The organism is Streptomyces sp. NBC_01520 (assembly GCF_045040375.1).
Classification (GTDB): Bacteria; Actinomycetota; Actinomycetes; order Streptomycetales; family Streptomycetaceae; genus Streptomyces.
In genome coordinates this window covers 6,845,474-6,862,605 of record NZ_CP109404.1, presented here as the reverse complement: position 1 = coordinate 6,862,605, position 17,132 = coordinate 6,845,474, and the positions used below count along the sequence as shown (strand labels likewise).

Sequence of the window (17,132 nt, the reverse complement as noted above, 5' to 3'; positions counted from 1 at the left end):
CTCTGCCAGGCAGACCGTGCGTCTCCCCCGGCGATCCGCACCGGATTCCGGCACATCCCCCGCACCCGCCCGAGGGGTACGGAACCGGCCCGGGCCGGTTCCGTACCCTGGGGGCATGCGCATGCGCCCCACCCTGAGCTGGACCCCTTCCGAGGACCTGTCGCCGGGCACCACCGATCCGGGGCCGATCGCCGACGTGCTCGGGGCCGGCGGTGTGCTGGTGCTCAGCGGGGCGGGCCTCTCCACGGAGTCGGGCATCCCCGACTACCGGGGTGAGGACGGGAGCCTGGGCCGGCACACCCCGATGACCTACCAGGACTTCACCGCCGGCGCGCAGGCGCGGCGCAGGTACTGGGCGCGCAGCCACCTGGGCCGGCGCACCTTCTGCCGGGCGCGCTCCAACGCCGGGCACCGGGCCGTGGCCGCGTTCGGGCGGCACGGTCTGCTCTCGGGGGTGATCACCCAGAACGTCGACGGTCTGCACCAGGCCGCCGGCAGCCAGGGCGTTGTGGAGCTTCACGGAAGCCTGGACCGAGTCGTCTGCCTCTCCTGCGGCGCCTTCAGCCCGCGTCGCGAACTCGCCCGGCGGCTGGAGGACGCCAACGCGGGCTTCGCGCCGGTGCCTGCCTCTGTCAATCCGGACGGCGACGCCGATCTCACCGACGAGCAGGTCGGGGACTTCCGCGTGATGCCCTGCGCGGTCTGCGGCGGCATTCTCAAGCCGGACGTGGTGTTCTTCGGCGAGTCCGTGCCCCCTCAGCGGGTCGAGCACTGCCGCGAGTTGGTGCGTGGGGCGGCTTCGCTGCTGGTCCTGGGCTCCTCGCTGACGGTGATGTCCGGGCTCCGGTTCGTCCGTCAGGCGGCCCAGGACGGAAAGCCGGTGCTGATCGTCAACCTGGACCCGACCCGGGGCGACCGGCACGCCGTCACCCGCGTCGCGCTCCCGCTGGGAGCGGCCCTCACCGCGGTGGCCGGCCGGCTGGGCGTCCCCGTCGACGACGAGGCGGCAGGACCGGGTGAAGGGGCTCAGGGGCCGTAGGTACGCGTACTCATCCGACCGGGCCGGGTGACGGGCAGGGTCGGAGGATGCATGAGGACCGCACCGGCCGTGAGCCACGCAGTGCCCTGGCCAACCTCGGCGTCTTCCTCGCCGTGCTGCCGTTCAACGTCCTTCCGGCCGGATACGCCTTGCTGGCGGTCGGCATCGGTGGCTGGGCCGCCACGAAGAACGGCGAGGAACCGACCGTCCCGGTGTGGGAGATCGCGGGGTCCGGCAGTGTTCTCGTGGCGGTGGCGGTGGGTTTGGCATGGGGCCGGTTCCGGGCCGCCGCCGTTGCGCAGGTCGGTCTCACGGCGGTGCTGATGACCTGGCTTCTGTCGGCCTACCACTGACGTATGCCGGACGGGCCGGGACGCGACCGGTCGTGCCGGGTCGGGCCGGACCGCCGGCCGCGGTGGCCGCCGGACCGTTCAGCCGGCGTCGTCACGGGTGAGGCTCGCGCCGATGCGGGCCGGGTCTCCCGGAGCCAGATGTGTGACGCGTCGTAGGTGTGGACGGCGTGCCACCACAGGGCCTGGCGCAGCGGGACCGCCTCGTAGGGCGGGCTCATGACCCGGACGGGCAGCACCCCGGACAGCATGTCCGCCAGGCGCTGCTGCACCAGGGCGATCCGTCGGGTTCCGGCGACCATGTGGGGCAGCAGTTGGAAGCTGTCGACGGAGACCTCGACGCGCGGTTCGATGCCCAGCATGCCCAACTGCCGTACGGCGGGGGCGTCGTAGGTGCGCTGGTAGGTCACCCACGGCAGCCCGGCGAGGTCCTGCCGGGTGAGGGCGGTCACCGACCTCGGGATTGTCCTCGGCCACCAGGAAGACCCAGGCGTCCTGGTAGAGGTCGGTGGCCGGCATGTCGTTGATGATGCCGTGCGGCATCAGGAGGCCGTCGGTGGCGCTGAGCAGGGACGCGGTGTCCTCGACGACGGTGTCCGGGGTGTGGCTGAAGCGGAGGCGGATGCCGGGCGCCTCCTCGTGCACGACACGGGCGAACGCGGCGCCGAAGACGGCGACCGCGTAGTCGGAGGCGAGGAGCCGGAATTCGCGGCTTTCGGTGGCGGGGTCGAAGTCGGCCTGGCTGCTGAAGAGCCGTTCCAGCAGGTCGCAGGCGGTGGAGGTGCGGTCGAGCAGAACCTGCCCGAGGGCGGTGAGCTCGTAGTGGCCACCGACGCGGGCGAGCAGATCGTCGTCGAAGTGGGGCGGAGCCGGGCGAGCGAGGCACTCATCGCGGGCTGGCTGAGGCCGAGCCGCTGCCCCGCCCGGGTGACGTTGCGCTCCTCCAGCAGGGCGCGGAGTGCGACGACGAGGTTGAGGTCCAGACTGGCCAGGTTCACGGGCGCCTTCCTTCGGGTCGTGCGGTGCCCCGCAGGGCCGGCGCTCCCCGGAGGGTTCGGCGCCTTCCCCGGAGGGCCGGTGGTCCCCGCTGTGAGGCGGCGGCCCTGGCAGCAGGGCGAATCGAACGGCTCATTTTGCGGAACCTTTACCCGGGACCGGCCGTTGGCCGAGTGAGCACACGGCTCGCGACCGACAAGTCAGAATCAGACCGAGGTGACGTCAATGGCAGTGTGGGACCGGCTCAAGGACCAGGCCAAGAATCTGCAGCAGTCCCAGGGAGGGCGCCCGTCCGGCGGACGGAGCGGCGGGACGCGGTCCGGCGGTGGTTCACGCGCCCAGCTGGTCAGCACGCTGAAATCACAGCTGACCTCTCTCAAGACCGAGCTGAAGAGCGGAGCGTACCGGGACGCGAGCATGGCGGTGTGCGCGCTGGTCGCCGCCGCGGACGGCCATGTGGACCCGGCCGAGCGGCAGCACGTGGAGTCGATGATCCTGGGCAACGACGTCCTGCAGAACTTCCCGCCGGAGCAGTTGCGCACGCGTTTCAACAAGCACGTGGACCAGCTGGCCCTCAACTTCCAGCAGGGCAAGGCGGACGCGCTGCAGGAGATCGTCAAGACGGCCAAGAAGCCGACCGAGGCACGGGCCGTGGTCCAGACCGGCATCGTCGTCGCCGGTGCCGACGGTGACTTCTCCCACGCCGAACACATGGTGCTGCGGGAGGTGTGCGCGGCGCTGGGGCTGTCCCCCGCCGAGTTCCAGCTCTGACCCCTCCCCCGCACTCAGGTTCCCGGGGCGGCGGCGCCCGTCGTCGGATGTGGTCCGACGCGACGGGTCCGCCGGCCCGGAACGGTCCGGTGGCTCAGTGGCCTCCCCTGTTCTCGACGCAGGGGCCCGTGCCGGGCTGCGGCTCGGCGTAGGCGCCGTGCACCTCGCCGGTCAGCTCGTCCTCGGTCACATGCCCGGACACACAGGTGACTCCCGTGTGGACGCTGTAGAACCCGGACCAGATGTAGACGCCGTGCTCCTTGCCGCACCCCAGGCTCTCCAGTGCCGCCGCGATCCGGGCATCGCTGAAGTCCCCCTCCTCCCGGACCTTCTCCAGTTCCTTGCGGATGAGCCGGGCCGAGGCCTCGCCCCGCACGCGCTTCTCCTCGGCCGGCGGGGCCTGCATGCGGTAGGCGTGGTTCTCCTCGTCATGGGGTGCGCCGTCGCCGACCTCGCCCTGCCGGGTGCCGTCGGCGTCAGGAACGGCACCCGGAGCCGGGGAGGCCGGCGGCTCCGCGGGCGCCCCCTCGGGAGGCTGCGCGCAGGTCGGCCGGGGAGCGAAGGAGGTCTGCGGGGTGACGGAGGGCAGCGGCGCCGACCGCGCGTCGCCGCTCCGCTCGGTCCCGCAGGCGGTGACGCCGATCAGCAGGAGGGCGGCTGCCGCGACGGATCGTCCGAATGGCTTGGGCATGCGCGGAGTCTGCCACCCGTGCCGGGTACGGGCGTGAGTGCGGGTACTCATCTCCGACGGCCTCTCGTCCCCGGCCGCTCCCGCCGCACAGCGCACGCCGCGCACCTCCGCCGCGGCCCTCGGGGCGATCTGGACACCGGCGCGGATTAAACCGCCATACGGCAGGGTTGTGCCTGATCGGAGCCGATTCGCGAAGATGGGTCGGCGGATGCGGAGGCATGGCGGTGCACGGAGAGTACAAGGTCCCCGGCGGCAAGCTCGTGGTGGTCGACCTGGACGTGGAGGGCGGGGCCCTGCGCGGCGTACGGGTGGCCGGGGACTTCTTCCTGGAGCCCGACGAGGCCATCCTCGCCATCGACGCCGCACTGGAGGGCGCCCCCGCCCACACCGACACGGCGGGCCTCGCCGCCCGGATCGACGCGGCTCTGCCGGAGTCGACCGTGATGCTGGGGCTGACCTCGGAGGGCGTCGCCGTCGCCGTACGGCGGGCCTTGGCGCAGGCCACCGAGTGGAGCGACTACGACTGGCAGCTGATCCACGACGCGCCGCAGTCCCCCGCCCTGCACATGGCGCTGGACGAGGTCGTCACCGCCGAGGTCGCCGCCGGACGCAGGCCGCCCACGCTGCGGGTCTGGGAGTGGGCCTCCCCGGCCGTGATCATCGGGAGCTTCCAGTCGCTGCGCAACGAGGTCGACGGTCCGGCCGCCGAGCGCCTCGGCGTCGAGGTGGTCCGGCGCGTCTCGGGCGGCGGCGCCATGTTCGTGGAGCCGGGGAACACCATCACGTACTCGCTCTCGGTGCCGGACTCACTCGTCTCGGGGCTCTCCTTCGCCGACAGTTACGCCTATCTCGACGACTGGGTGCTCGGGGCCCTGGCCGACATGGGCATCAAGGCCTGGTACCAGCCGCTGAACGACATCGCCACGGACGCGGGCAAGATCGCGGGGGCCGCGCAGAAGCGGGTGGCGGGCGGGCAGGGCGCCGTGCTGCACCACGTGACCATGTCGTACGACATCGACGCCGACAAGATGCTGGAGGTGCTCCGGATCGGCAAGGAGAAGCTGTCGGACAAGGGCACCAAGTCGGCGAAGAAGCGCGTCGATCCGCTGCGCCGGCAGACCGGGCTGCCCCGGGAGATCGTCATCGCCAACATGATCGACTCGTTCCGCAACCGGCACGGCCTGACGCAGGGCGCCGTGACGCCCGAGGAGCTGGCGCGGGCGGAGGAGCTCGTACGGACCAAGTTCGGCACCGTGCAGTGGACGGCCCGCGTGCCGTAGGGGCGGGGGCGCACGCGAGCCGCCCCGGCAGGCGGGTGCCTGCCGGGGCGGCCGGTGGTGCGGGTGCTGCGCCGCGGGGCGGCGCACCGGGATCCGGCCCGGCGCCGGGGGGTCAGCCCAGCGTCGCGATGGCCTTGTTGAAGGCCGCCGACGGGCGCATGACAGCGGCGGCCTTCGCCGGGTCGGGCTGGTAGTAGCCACCGATGTCGACGGGCTTGCCCTGGACGGCGATCAGCTCACCGACGATGGTCTCCTCCTGCTCGGCCAGGGTCTTGGCGAGCGGCGCGAACGCCTCGGCGAGCTTGGCGTCCTCGGTCTGCCCCGCCAGCTCCTGGGCCCAGTAGAGCGCCAGGTAGAAGTGGCTGCCGCGGTTGTCGATGCCGCCGAGCTTGCGGCTGGGCGACTTGTCCTCGTTGAGGAACGTGGCGGTGGCACGGTCCAGCGTGTCCGCGAGGACCTGGGCACGGGCGTTGGACGTGGTCTGCGCGAGGTGCTCGAAGCTGACCGCCAGGGCAAGGAACTCACCCAGGCTGTCCCAGCGCAGGTAGTTCTCCTTGACGAGCTGCTGGACGTGCTTCGGCGCGGAACCGCCGGCGCCCGTCTCGAACAGGCCGCCGCCGTTCATCAGCGGGACGACGGAGAGCATCTTCGCGCTGGTGCCGAGCTCGAGGATGGGGAAGAGGTCCGTCAGGTAGTCACGCAGCACGTTACCGGTGACGGAGATGGTGTCCTCGCCGCGACGGATGCGCTCCAGGGAGAAGGCGGTGGCCTCCTCGGGCGTCTTGATCTCGATCTGCAGACCGTCGGTGTCGTGGTCCGCGAGGTAGGTGCGGACCTTCTCGATGAGCTTCGCGTCGTGTGCGCGGTTTTCGTCGAGCCAGAAGACGGCCGGGTCGCCGGTCGCGCGGGCGCGGGTGACGGCGAGCTTGACCCAGTCCTGGATCGGCAGGTCCTTGGCCTGGCACATCCGGAAGATGTCACCGGCGCCCACGGCCTGCTCCAGCACCGCGTCACCGGCGGCGTCGACGACCCGCACGGTGCCCGTGGTGGGGATCTCGAAGGTCTTGTCGTGGCTGCCGTACTCCTCGGCCTTCTGCGCCATGAGACCGACGTTGGACACCGAGCCCATCGTGGACGGGTCGAAGGCGCCGTTCGCACGGCAGTCGTCGATGACGACCTGGTAGACACCCGCGTAGCTGCTGTCCGGCAGGACGGCGATGGTGTCGGCCTCCTGGCCGTCCGGACCCCACATGTGGCCGGAGGTGCGGATCATGGCCGGCATGGACGCGTCGACGATGACATCGCTGGGGACGTGCAGGTTGGTGATGCCCTTGTCGGAGTCGACCATCGCGAGCTCGGGACCCTCGGCGATCTCGGCCTCGAAGGACGCCTTGATCTTCGCACCCTCGGGCAGCGCCTCGAGTCCCTTGAGGATGCCGCCGAGCCCGTCGTTCGGGGTGAGGCCGGCCGCGGCGAGCGTCTCGCCGTACTCGGCGAAGGTCTTCGGGAAGAACGCGCGGACCACGTGGCCGAAGATGATCGGGTCGGAGACCTTCATCATGGTGGCCTTGAGGTGCACGGAGAACAGCACGCCCTCGTCCTTGGCACGGGCGATCTGCGCGGTGAAGAACTCGCGGAGCGCGGCCACCCGCATCACGGCGGCGTCGACGACCTCGCCCGCCAGGACGGGTACGGACTCGCGCAGCACGGTGGTGGTGCCGTCGTCGCCGACGAGCTCGATGCGCAGGGTGCCGGGCTCGGCGATGACGGCGGACTTCTCGGTGGACCGGAAGTCGTCGACGCCCATGGTGGCGACGTTCGTCCTGGAATCGGCCGACCAGGCGCCCATACGGTGCGGGTGCGTCTTGGCGTAGTTCTTGACCGAGGCGGGGGCGCGGCGGTCGGAGTTGCCCTCGCGCAGGACCGGGTTGACCGCGCTGCCCTTGATCTTGTCGTAGCGGGCGCGGACGTCCTTGTCCTCGTCGCTCTTGGGGTCGTCCGGGTAGTCCGGCAGTGCGTAACCCTGCGCCTGCAGCTCGGCGACCGCGGCCTTGAGCTGCGGGATCGACGCCGAGACGTTCGGCAGCTTGATGATGTTGGCGCCGGGAGCCTTGGCCAGCTCGCCGAGCTCGGCGAGTGCGTCATCGATACGCTGGCCGGCCTCGAGGCGCTCCGGGAAGGCGGCGATGATCCGGCCGGCCAGGGAGATGTCGCGGCTCTCCACCGTGACCCCTGCGGTCGAGGCGTAGGCCTCGACGACGGGCAGGAACGAGTACGTCGCCAGGGCAGGGGCCTCGTCGGTGTGCGTATAGATGATGGTCGAGTCAGTCACCGGGTGCTCCGCTCCACGTCTGCAACATTGCTTGACATCAAGATATCTCGTGGTCGCCCCCCTCTCCACAGGGGCCCGCCCCCGTTCTCGGCCGGATCCGGTCACACGCGGACGGTGTGGCCTGGGGGGTGCCGCCGTTCACGGATCACCGCCTGGTCCAGCTGATGACCTTCGGCGCGATCTGCGCCGTGGAGCGGGTCGCGGCCGGCCTGCGGGGGGAAGAGGATCAGCGCTACGACGTCCCGGGGGCGGGCGGGCGGTGCTCGTACCAGCGCCGGTCGGATTCCAGCTGGGCGGCGAGGGAGATGAGTCGTTCCTCGCTGCGGGAGGGGCCGAGGAGTTGGGCGCCGAGGGGCAGGCCGTCGTGGGTGAAGCCCGCGGGGACGTTGACGCCGGGCCAGCCGAGGACGTTCCAGGGCCAGGCGTACGGGCAGGCCGCAGTCATCGCGAGGTCGGTGCGCCAGGCGCTCAGCCGGTCGAAGGCGCCGACCAGGGGCGGCGGGGCGGCGGTGGTCGGGGTGAGGAGCACGTCGTATCCGCTGCCGGTCCGCGCCGTCTCGAAGAAGGCGCCGAGCCTGCGGTGCTGGCGTACCTCCCGGGCCCGGGCCGCGCGGACCACCCGGCCGCCGAGGCGGGTTCCGGTGCGCAGGGCGCTGCGGGTGCGCGGGTCCAGGAGCGCGGGATCGGGGTGCAGCGCGGCGAGTTCGGCGATCCCGGCGGTGGCACGGGGGACGAAGGAGAGGCCGATCAGTCCGTAGCGGGGGCGGGCCTCCTCGACGTGGTGGCCCAGGCGGGCGAGGGCTTCGGCGAGTGCCGTGACGGCACGCACCACCTCGGGGTGCGGCGTGTTCCTGGTGAGGGTGAGCGGGGGCTCCAGGGCGAGGCCGATCCGCAGCCTGCCGGGGTCGCGGCGGGCCGCGGCGGACGCGTCGACGGCGGGTGGCCGGTGCGGGTCGCCGGGGTGCGGTCCCGCGGCGGCGTCCAGGAGCAGGGCCGCGTCGGCGACCGTACGGGCGAGGGGGCCGTTCACGGTGAGGCCCTGGAAGGCGTCGCTGTTGGGGTGGACGGAGATCCGGCCGCGCTGCGGCTTGATGCCGACGAGGTGGGTCCAGGCCGCGGGGATACGGATGGATCCCGCGCCGTCCGAACCGAGCGCCGCCGGTACGAGGCCGGCGGCGACGGCCGCGGCGGATCCCCCGGACGAACCGCCGGGCGTGTGGGCGGTGTTCCACGGGTTGCGGGTGGCGCCGAAGGCGGGCCCCTCGGTGAACGCCCACTGGCCCAGCTCGCAGGAGTTGGTCTTGCCGACGACGACGGCTCCCGCGGCTCGCAGCCGTCGGACGGCCTCGCTGTCGGCGGTGGCGGGCGGCAGTTCGCCGTCGCAGCCGAAGTAGGTGGGCATGCCGGCGACGTCGGTGTCGTCCTTGACTGCGACCGGCACCCCGAGCAGCGGCAGCCGCTCCCCCGCGGCGAGCCGCCGGTCGGCGTCGGCGGCCTCGGCGAGTGCGGCCTCGGCCCGCAGGTGCCGGAAGGCGTTGAGGGTGTCGCGACTGGCCTCGATGCGGGCCAGCGCGGCGGCGACGAGCGCCTGCGAGGTCGTCCGGCCGTCGGCCAACTGCCGTGCGCTGCCCGCGAGTCCGGGCTGCTCGGACACCTCGCCGGGCCTGCTCGGTCGCTCCGTCGGTTCTGCTGAGGACATCGCTGCAGCCTCCTCGCGTCCGCCGGAGCACCGGTGTCCCGGGTCCGCCCCGGGGCCGCCCGAGCGGGGCCTACTGGAGAGTAACGAAGCGGGGTGGTCCGCTCAAGCATGCCGCCGCGTGGACTGTCCGCGCCGTCGCCGTACGACGCGGACGGTGCGGGTGCGTCGGGGGGTGCCCTACGGCCTGACGTGGATCTCGCCGATCCCCGTGCCGAGGCCGGCGCAGTGGGCGGTCGACTGTCCGGACTGCCCCGGACCGAGTGTGACGTGCTCGCCGTCCACGTCCGGGGACCAGCCGCAGACCAGGTGGACCCAGAAGGTCCGGGGTGCGGAGCCGTCGTTGCGGCAGAGCGCGTATCCGGTGTGGTCGTCGACCGCGTGCTTCCCGGTGTCGCAGGACAGGCCGGGCGGTACGGCGGCCGGCGCCACGGCCACCGCGGCGGTCACCGGCACGGCCGACGCGAGGGTCAGCCCCATGACGGTGGCACCGCGCACGAGGGTGCGGACGGCGTTCCCCTTGGACAGCTTCTTCATGGCTCCCCTTCGATTCCTTGATCGTCACGGCGACCCTCCCCCACGTTCCGTAGCCGAAAACAGCGCCGAGCCTCACACTCCGCACACATGGTCCGCCGCGCGTGTGCAGGGCCGCGGGCGTACGCTCGATCGGGGGACACGCGAGAAGGCTCGGGAAAGGCTGTTTCCGAGGAGGCGCCGTGACCGTACAGCGCATCGCCGCCCGTGGCGCCGCCTGCGCCGCGGTGGTCGTGCTCACCGTGACGAGCGGCGCGGTGGCCCGTGCGGACGACGACATCGAGTCGCTCCCCGCTCAGCAGATCGCCGAACGCTCCCGTGACGCGCTGCTCGACGCCGAGTCGCTGCACCTCCGCGCGGAGGGCGACCTGGGCGAGGGGCGGCCCCCGATGACGATCGACCTCACCCTGGACCGGAACGGCAACTGCGTGGGCGGCATCGACCTGGGCGACGGCAAGGGCCGGGTCGAGATCGTGAAGCGGGGCGACGAGGTGTGGGTGAAGCCGGACGCGGACTTCTGGGAGAACCAGGTCCCGGTGGGCGGCACCACGTTCGAGGCGATCCTGGCCGGGCGCTACATGAAGGGCGAGGCCTCGGACTCCAGGCTGCGGCCGGTGGTGAAGGCCTGTGATCTCGACACGTTCCGGGAACTGGTCACCGACAACGCCGGCACCACCGGCGGAACGCTCACCAGGGGAACGCCTTCCACGGTGGGCGGTACCCGCACGATCCCCGTCACCAGGAGCGGGGAAGGCGACAGGAAGGACGACCGGCTGACGGTGTACGTGGCCACCGAGGGCAAGCACTACCCGGTGCGGATCACGGTGAGGAGCGAGACGTCGGACGCGGCCGTGGCCCTCTCCCGCTTCGACACGCCGGTGCCCACGGCCACCCCGTCGCCGCAGGACACGGTGGACGTCAACGCCCTGCTCGGGCGTACGCCGGCACCCGCCTGAGCGTGCCGGGTACGGCCACCGCGCCCCGGAGAGGCGTGCGGCGGGAGACGTACGGCGATCCGCGGCGGCCCGGGAAGGTGGCCGCCGCGGACCGTGGTCCTGAGTCAGACGCGGGTCCGGGAGCCCCGGCTGAGCAGCGTGTACAGCAACAGCGACGTGGCCAGGCCCACCGCCCAGCCGTAGTCGGCGAGCGGCTTCAGGAAGGGGATGAGCCCGTCCGCCGGGAAGGGCCCCTTGCCGGGGGCCGAGTGGGAGCCGCCGATCGCGAGGACGCCACCGGCCGCGAAGGCCGCCACGGCCCGCCAGTTCCAGCCGTTGGTGTACCAGTAGCGGCCGCCGGGCCGGTAGAGGTCGGCCAGGTCGAGCACGGTGCGGCGGATGATCCAGTAGTCGGCGATCAGGATGCCCGCGACCGTACCGAGCAGCCCGCCCACCAGGCCGAGCCACGTGAAGATGTACAGCTCGGGGGTCTCGGTGAGCTTCCACGGCATGATCAGGACGCCGACGACACCCGTGATCAGCGCCCCCGTACGGAAGTTGATGATCTTGGGCGCCAGGTTCGCCAGGTCGTACGCCGGGGACACGACGTTCGCCGCGATGTTGACGGAGATCGTCGCGATGAGCACGGTGATCAGCCCGAAGAGGAGCCCGAAGACGTTGTCGGTCTTGGCGACGAGCTGCACCGGGTCCCAGATGGCCTCGCCGTACACCGCCTGCGAGCCGGAGGTGACGAACACGGAGAGCAGCGCGAAGAACGTCATGGTGGTCGGCAGCCCGAGCGACTGGCCCCAGATCTGGGCGCGTTGACCGGCGCCGAAACGGGTGAAGTCGGGGATGTTCAGCGACAGTGTGGACCAGAAGGCGATCATGCCCATCAGGGACGGGAAGAAGACCGGCCAGAAGTCTGCCCCCCAGCCGAGCGCGGACGGCTGGTCCAGGAGCGGGCCGAGGCCGCCCGCCTTGACCGCGATCCACACCAGGAGGACCACCGCGCCGACGATGACGAAGGGCGCCGCCCAGTTCTCGAAGCGCCGCAGGGTGTCCATGCCCCGGTAGATGATGGCGAGTTCGAGCACCCAGAAGAGGACGAAGCAGAGCCAGAGCGTCCAGGGCTGTCCGCCGATCTCGTCGGCCTGTGCCCAGCCGCCGAAGATCTTGCCGAGCAGCGTGAAGATGCCGACGCCGCCGATCCAGGTCTGGATCCCGAACCAGGCGCAGGCGACCGCCGCCCGGATCATCGCGGGCAGATTGGCGCCGCGCAGCCCGAAGGATGCGCGGGCCAGGACCGGGAAGGGGATTCCGTACTTGGGTCCGGCGTGCCCGGTGAGCAGCATCGGTGCGAGCACGATCAGGTTGGCCAGCGCGATCGTGAGGACGGCCTGCTTCCAGTCCATGCCGAGCGCGACGAGCCCGGAGGCCAGCAGCCAGGACGGGATGTTGTGCGCCATCCCGATCCACAGGGCGGCGAAGTTGTACGTCGTCCAGCGGCGCCGCTCCAGCGGGACCGGCAGCAGGTCGTCGTTGACGAAGCGGGGGTCGTCGGGGACGGTGCCCGGGGCGAGTTCGATCCGGCCGGAGGGGTCGGGTATCCGCTCCCCGGGTCCGGACGGAGGGCCGGGTGGGACAGGTGGGACAGGTGGGACGGTGGCGGTCATGGCTGCGGGACCCTTCGCTCGGGAACGGTGCCGTGCGGGGCGCGGGCGGTTGCGGTGCGGCCTGTCGGTGGCGGGCTCGCGGGTCAGGCGGAGAGCGCGGGGATGATCGTCGAGCCGTAGGCGTCGATGGTCGCCTCCCGCGCGTCGTGCATGTTGTAGACGGCGAACTGGTCGACGCCCAGGTCGCGCAGGGTCTGCAGCTTCTCGATGTGGGCCTCGGCCGGTCCCAGCAGGCAGAACCGGTCGACGATCTCGTCGGGGACGAAGGCCGTGTCCGGGTTCCCGGTTCGGCCGTGGTGGCTGTAGTCGTATCCGGACCGGCCGGCGATGTAGGCGGTGAGGGCTTCGGGCACGAGGCCCGAGTGTTCCCCGTACCGGGAGACGAGGTCGGCGACGTGGTTGCCGACCATGCCGCCGAACCAGCGGCACTGCTCGCGGGCGTGGTCCAGGTCGTCTCCGACGTAGGCGGGCGCGGCGACGCAGATGGTGACGGAGTCCGGGTCGCGGCCGGCGTCGGACGCCGCGTCGCGCACCGCCTTGACCATCCATTCGGTGAGGTAGGGATCGGCGAGCTGCAGGATGAATCCGTCCGCCTTCTGCCCGGCCAGGGCCAGGGCCTTGGGTCCGTAGGCGCCCATCCAGACCGGGAGCCGGCCGTCCTTCACCCACGGGATCTGGACCTGCTGCCCGTCGACGGTGGCCTCGCGCCCCTCGGCGAGGTCGCGGATCACGTCGATGGCCTCGCCCAGCCTGGCCAGGGTGTTGGGCTTGCGGCCGGCCACCCGCATCGCCGAGTCGCCGCGCCCGATCCCACAGACGGTGCGGTTGCCGTACATCTCGTTGAGGGTGGCGAAGGTGGAGGCGGTGACCTCCCAGGTGCGGGTGCCGGGGTTGGTGACCATCGGGCCGACGATCAGCCGCTCGGTGTGTTCCAGGATGCGGCTGTAGATGACGAAGGGCTCCTGCCAGAGCACCGTCGAGTCGAAGGTCCAGCCGTAGCGGAAGCCGTTCCGCTCGGCGCGGCGCATGAGTCCGACGACGGCCGAGGCCGGCGGATCGGTCTGGAGGACGAGTCCGAAGTCCATGGCAGGTGCTCCTAGTCGAGGTACTGACAGGTGGCGCGCGGGGTGTACATGCCGTGACCGGCCCGGCCGGTGAACTTCCGTTCGTCGATGACCACGTCCCCGCGTGAGAGGACCGTCTCCACCCGGCCGGTGAGCTGCTTGCCCTCGTACGCCGAGTAGTCGACGTTCATGTGGTGGGTCTCGGCCGAGATGGTCTGCTCGGCGTGCGGGTCGTAGATGACGACATCGGCGTCGGCTCCCGGCGCGATGGTGCCCTTCTTCGGGTAGAGCCCGAACATCCGGGCCGGGGAGGCACAGGCGATCTCGATCCAGCGGCGGCGGGAGATGTGGCCGTCGACGACGGCCTGGTGGAGGAGGTCCATCCGGTTCTCCACACCGGGCATGCCGTTGGGGATCTTCGAGAAGTCACCGCGGCCCATCTCCTTCTGCCCCGAGAAGCAGAACGGGCAGTGGTCGGTGGAGACGACCTGGAGTTCGTTGTTCCGCAGCCCGCGCCAGAGCGCCTCCTGGTGCTCCTTGGGGCGCAGCGGGGTGGAACAGACGTACTTCGCGCCCTCGAAGTCGGGCTCGGCGAGATTGTCCGTGGAGAGGAAGAGGTACTGCGGACAGGTCTCGCCGAAAACCGGCAGTCCCTTGTGGCGGGCGGCGGCGAGCTCGGCTACGGCCTCGTCGGCGGAGACGTGGACGACGTAGAGGGGCGAACCGGCGACCCTGGCGAGCTGGATGGCGCGGTGGGTGGCCTCGGCCTCCAGCGCCACCTTGCGTACGTCGCCGTGGTAGCGCGGGTCGGTGCGGCCCTCGGCGAGGGCCTGTTCGACGAGGACGTCGATGGCGATGCCGTTCTCCGCGTGCATCATGATCAGACCGCCGTTGCCGGAGGCCCGCTGCATGGCGCGCAGGATCTGGCCGTCGTCGCTGTAGAAGACGCCGGGGTAGGCCATGAACAGTTTGAACGAGGTGACGCCCTCCGCCACCAGGAGGTCCATCTCCTTGAGTGAGGACTCGTTCACATCGGACATGATCATGTGGAACGCGTAGTCGACGGCGCAGTTGCCGTCGGCCTTCGCGTACCAGGCGTCGAGCCCCTCGCGCAGGGATCCGCCCATGCTCTGGACGGCGAAGTCGACGATCGTGGTGGTGCCGCCCCAGGCGGCTGCCCGGGTGCCGGTCTCGAAGGTGTCGGCCGCGAAGGTCCCGCCGAACGGCATCTCCATGTGCGTGTGCGCGTCGACACCTCCCGGGATGACGTACTTCCCGGTGGCGTCGATCCGCCGGTCGGCGGTCCAGCTCGCGGCCGCGTCGGTGCCGTGGGCGGCGAGGGCGGCGATACGGCCCCCCTCGATGAGTACGTCGGCGTGGATCTCGTCGGACGCGGTGATGACGAGGCCGCCGTGAATGACGGTGCGGCTCATATACCTTTCCTCCTCGCGGTGCGGTGGCGGACGTTTCTGTCTCCGGTGCGGTGCGTCCCGGGTGCGGCGCACCCCGTCGGCCCGATGTGACGGGTCAGCCGGCCGCCCTCAGCGCCTCGGCCAGGATCTCCGCGCCCTCCTCGGCCTCGGCGACGGTCAGCGACAGCGGCGGTGCGATCCGCAGGACGCTGGTGCTGTGCCCGCCGCCCTTCCCGATGAGGAGTCCACCCGCGCGGGCCGCTTCGAGCACGGCCGCCGCGCCCTCCGGGTTGGCCTCGTCGGTGCCGGGTCTCACCAGCTCGATGCCGATCATGAGGCCCCGGCCGCGCACCTCCCGTACGGCCGCGGAGCCCGCGGCGACCGCGCGGATCCGCTCGATGAGCAGTCCGCCGACCCGCCGCGCGTTCCCCTGGAGGTCGTGTTCCAGGAGGTACGAGAGGTTGGCGAGCCCGGCGGCCATGGTGACCGGGGAACCGCCGAACGTGGAGATGGAGTTGGCGTCCAGGCAGTTCATGACGTCGGCCCGGGCGACGACTCCGCCGATGGACATGCCGTTGCCGATTCCCTTGGCGAAGGTGAGGATGTCCGGCGGACCGTTTTCCGCGTGTGCCTGCCAGCCCCAGAAGTGCTCGCCGGTCCGGCCCCAGCCGGTCTGCACCTCGTCGGAGATCCACAGGATGCCGTGCCGGTCGAGGACCTCGCGGAAGGCCGCGTACAGCCCGTCGGGCGGTGCGGTGAAGCCGCCGACGCCCTGGACGGGCTCGGCGATCAGGGCCGCAGCCTCCCGGGTGTGGCCGAGCAGGTCCTCCAGATCGGCCACGCACGCCTTGATGAACTGCGCGTCGCTCAGCTCCGCATACGGTCCGCGGGTGCGGACCCCGCCGTGGACGTACAGCGTCTGGAGGGGCGACAGACTCGTGGGAGACCAGGCCTGGTTGCCGGTGACGGACACCGCCGAGAACGATCTGCCGTGGTAGCTGTTGCGCATCGCCAGGATCTGGTTCGACCGGCGGTAGGCGGTGGCGAGCAGCAGGGCGGTGTCGTTGGCCTCGGTGCCCGAGGTCGTGAAGAAGACCCGGGCGTCGGGGATGCCGGAGAGCGTGGCGACACGCTCGGCCAGCTCGACCATCGGCCGGTTGAGGTAGAGCGTCGAGGAGTGGATGATCCGGCCGGCCTGTTCGGTGACGGCCTTGGTCACCTCGGGCAGGGCGTGCGCGGTCATGGTGGTGAGGATGCCGCCGAAGAAGTCGAGGTAGCGGTTCCCGTCCGCGTCCCAGACGTGGCGCCCCTCGCCGTGGGTGAGTTCCAGGGGCTGCCGGTAGTAGAGGGCCAGCCAGTCGGGGCTGACCGCCAGATGCCGTTCGTGCAGCCCGGTCACGGCTCCACCAGCCCGTCGTACGCGTCAGGCCGGCGGTCCCGGTAGAACGCCCACTGCTGCCGGACCTCCTCGATCAGGCCGAAGTCGAGGTCGCGGACGAGGAGTTCCTCCGCCTTGTCGCTGGCGACCTCGCCGACGAACTGGCCGCGGGGGTCGACGAAGTAGCTCGTGCCGTAGAAGTCGTTGTCGCCGTACTCCTCCTGGCCGACGCGGTTGATCGCGGCGATGAAGTACTCGTTGGCGACGGCGGAGGCGGGCTGCTCCAGCTGCCACAGGTAGCTGGAGAGGCCGCGCGAGGTGGCCGACGGGTTGTAGACCAACTGGGCTCCGTTGAGTCCGAGTTGGCGCCAGCCTTCGGGGAAGTGCCGGTCGTAGCAGATGTAGACACCGACCTTGCCGACCGCGGTGTCGAAGACCGGCCAGCCGGCGTTCCCGGGCTTGAAGTAGTACTTCTCCCAGAAACCCTTGACCTGCGGGATGTGGTGCTTGCGGTACTTGCCGAGGTACGAGCCGTCGGCGTCGATCACCGCGGCGGTGTTGTAGTAGAAGCCGGACTGTTCCAGCTCGAAGACCGGCACGACGATCACCATGCCGGTCTCGCGGGCCAGGTCCTGCATCCGCCGGACGGTCGGACCGTCCGGGACGGCCTCGGCCCAGCGGTAGTGCTCGGGCTCCTGCACCTGGCAGAAGTAGGGGGCGTTGAACACCTCCTGGAAGCCGATGACCTGCGCGCCCTGCCGGGCTGCCTCGCGAGCGTGTTCCTCGTGCTTGGCGATCATGGATTCGGTGTCGCCGGTCCAGGTCGCCTGGACAAGTGCGGCGCGTACGACTTGGGACATGAGCTGCTCCTTCGACGCGGCGTCAGAGAGCCTCTACGCGTTTTCTACGCCCGTAGACACGGTGTATAGGAGGAGAACGTAAGCCCCGTCACACGGCGGGGCAAGACCATCGCCGTGA

14 protein-coding genes and 1 pseudogene are annotated in these 17,132 nt (G+C 71.2%); 5 read left to right on the top strand and 10 right to left on the bottom strand.

Translation table 11 applies throughout. From position 1 onward, the window contains the following. The first annotated feature begins 115 nt into the window (after positions 1 to 115). Together OG524_RS30905 and OG524_RS30900 are read left to right on the top strand one after the other, a co-directional pair. Positions 116 to 1,039: an NAD-dependent protein deacetylase gene (locus OG524_RS30905; protein ID WP_405387410.1), complete on the top strand. Its 924-nt coding sequence runs from the start codon at positions 116 to 118 to the stop codon at positions 1,037 to 1,039. Positions 1,040 to 1,086: 47 nt separating this feature from the next. After that, a complete protein-coding gene (locus tag OG524_RS30900; protein ID WP_405812074.1) occupies positions 1,087 to 1,392 on the top strand; it encodes a hypothetical protein in 306 nt (101 codons plus the stop codon). Here OG524_RS30900 and OG524_RS30895 read toward each other — a convergent pair. Further along, a pseudogene (locus OG524_RS30895) lies at positions 1,383 to 2,387 on the bottom strand (LysR family transcriptional regulator). The gene OG524_RS30900 and the pseudogene OG524_RS30895 overlap by 10 nt on opposite strands. Before the next feature lie 223 nt (positions 2,388 to 2,610). Between OG524_RS30895 and OG524_RS30890 the strand changes: the two are divergent. Then, a complete protein-coding gene (locus tag OG524_RS30890) occupies positions 2,611 to 3,156 on the top strand; it encodes a tellurite resistance TerB family protein (RefSeq protein WP_405387414.1) in 546 nt (181 codons plus the stop codon). Between the two features lie 94 nt (positions 3,157 to 3,250). Here OG524_RS30890 and OG524_RS30885 read toward each other — a convergent pair whose 3' ends face one another. Further along, a complete protein-coding gene (locus OG524_RS30885) occupies positions 3,251 to 3,847 on the bottom strand; it encodes a hypothetical protein (RefSeq protein WP_405387416.1) in 597 nt (198 codons plus the stop codon). 224 nt (positions 3,848 to 4,071) lie between these two features. Here OG524_RS30885 and OG524_RS30880 point away from each other — a divergent pair, with 224 nt between their 5' ends. After that, a complete protein-coding gene (locus tag OG524_RS30880; RefSeq protein WP_405812520.1) occupies positions 4,072 to 5,127 on the top strand; it encodes a biotin/lipoate A/B protein ligase family protein in 1,056 nt (351 codons plus the stop codon). A gap of 112 nt (positions 5,128 to 5,239) precedes the next feature. Here the strand turns inward: OG524_RS30880 and OG524_RS30875 are convergent, their stop codons facing one another. The 3 genes from OG524_RS30875 to OG524_RS30865 form a co-directional block, all read right to left on the bottom strand. Beyond that, on the bottom strand, positions 5,240 to 7,459 hold the full coding sequence (locus tag OG524_RS30875) for an NADP-dependent isocitrate dehydrogenase (RefSeq protein WP_405812073.1): 2,220 nt from the start codon (positions 7,457 to 7,459) through the stop codon (positions 5,240 to 5,242). Between the two features lie 232 nt (positions 7,460 to 7,691). After that, positions 7,692 to 9,158 carry an amidase gene (locus OG524_RS30870; protein ID WP_405387418.1) on the bottom strand — a complete coding sequence of 489 codons (1,467 nt, stop codon included), beginning with the start codon at positions 9,156 to 9,158 and terminating at the stop codon, positions 7,692 to 7,694. Between the two features lie 177 nt (positions 9,159 to 9,335). Continuing rightward, positions 9,336 to 9,692: a hypothetical protein gene (locus tag OG524_RS30865; RefSeq protein ID WP_405812072.1), complete on the bottom strand. Its 357-nt coding sequence runs from the start codon at positions 9,690 to 9,692 to the stop codon at positions 9,336 to 9,338. Positions 9,693 to 9,871: 179 nt separating this feature from the next. Here OG524_RS30865 and OG524_RS30860 point away from each other — a divergent pair, with 179 nt between their 5' ends. Next, a complete protein-coding gene (locus tag OG524_RS30860; RefSeq protein ID WP_405812071.1) occupies positions 9,872 to 10,645 on the top strand; it encodes a hypothetical protein in 774 nt (257 codons plus the stop codon). A gap of 104 nt (positions 10,646 to 10,749) precedes the next feature. On the opposite strand, the gene OG524_RS30855 is transcribed toward OG524_RS30860, so the two are convergent. The 5 genes from OG524_RS30855 to OG524_RS30835 form a co-directional block, all read right to left on the bottom strand. Continuing rightward, positions 10,750 to 12,300: an NCS1 family nucleobase:cation symporter-1 gene (locus OG524_RS30855; RefSeq protein ID WP_405812070.1), complete on the bottom strand. Its 1,551-nt coding sequence runs from the start codon at positions 12,298 to 12,300 to the stop codon at positions 10,750 to 10,752. 83 nt (positions 12,301 to 12,383) lie between these two features. Then, a complete protein-coding gene (locus OG524_RS30850) occupies positions 12,384 to 13,385 on the bottom strand; it encodes a TIGR03842 family LLM class F420-dependent oxidoreductase (protein ID WP_405387422.1) in 1,002 nt (333 codons plus the stop codon). Between the two features lie 11 nt (positions 13,386 to 13,396). Continuing rightward, positions 13,397 to 14,797 (bottom strand): dihydropyrimidinase, encoded by a 1,401-nt coding sequence (gene hydA, locus OG524_RS30845; protein ID WP_405387423.1) that lies wholly within the window; start codon positions 14,795 to 14,797, stop codon positions 13,397 to 13,399. A 94-nt stretch (positions 14,798 to 14,891) separates the two neighbouring features. Continuing rightward, positions 14,892 to 16,175 (bottom strand): aspartate aminotransferase family protein, encoded by a 1,284-nt coding sequence (locus OG524_RS30840; protein ID WP_405387424.1) that lies wholly within the window; start codon positions 16,173 to 16,175, stop codon positions 14,892 to 14,894. Continuing rightward, complete coding sequence (locus tag OG524_RS30835; RefSeq protein WP_405387425.1) at positions 16,172 to 17,014, bottom strand: nitrilase-related carbon-nitrogen hydrolase; 843 nt, start codon at positions 17,012 to 17,014, stop codon at positions 16,172 to 16,174. The genes OG524_RS30840 and OG524_RS30835 overlap by 4 nt, the downstream gene beginning before the upstream one ends. Positions 17,015 to 17,132: the final 118 nt, after the last annotated feature.

Bases quoted from the DNA above. Each gene is read 5' to 3' on its own strand.
- OG524_RS30870 (WP_405387418.1), bottom strand. From the start codon at position 9,158: ATGTCCTCAGCAGAACCGACGGAGCGACCGAGCAGGCCCGGCGAGGTG.
- hydA (WP_405387423.1), bottom strand. From the start codon at position 14,797: ATGAGCCGCACCGTCATTCACGGCGGCCTCGTCATCACCGCGTCCGAC.
- OG524_RS30890 (WP_405387414.1), top strand. From the start codon at position 2,611: ATGGCAGTGTGGGACCGGCTCAAGGACCAGGCCAAGAATCTGCAGCAG.
- OG524_RS30885 (WP_405387416.1), bottom strand. From the start codon at position 3,847: ATGCCCAAGCCATTCGGACGATCCGTCGCGGCAGCCGCCCTCCTGCTG.
- OG524_RS30855 (WP_405812070.1), bottom strand. From the start codon at position 12,300: ATGACCGCCACCGTCCCACCTGTCCCACCTGTCCCACCCGGCCCTCCG.
- OG524_RS30835 (WP_405387425.1), bottom strand. From the start codon at position 17,014: ATGTCCCAAGTCGTACGCGCCGCACTTGTCCAGGCGACCTGGACCGGC.
- OG524_RS30850 (WP_405387422.1), bottom strand. From the start codon at position 13,385: ATGGACTTCGGACTCGTCCTCCAGACCGATCCGCCGGCCTCGGCCGTC.
- OG524_RS30905 (WP_405387410.1), top strand. From the start codon at position 116: ATGCGCATGCGCCCCACCCTGAGCTGGACCCCTTCCGAGGACCTGTCG.
- OG524_RS30865 (WP_405812072.1), bottom strand. From the start codon at position 9,692: ATGAAGAAGCTGTCCAAGGGGAACGCCGTCCGCACCCTCGTGCGCGGT.
- OG524_RS30900 (WP_405812074.1), top strand. From the start codon at position 1,087: ATGCATGAGGACCGCACCGGCCGTGAGCCACGCAGTGCCCTGGCCAAC.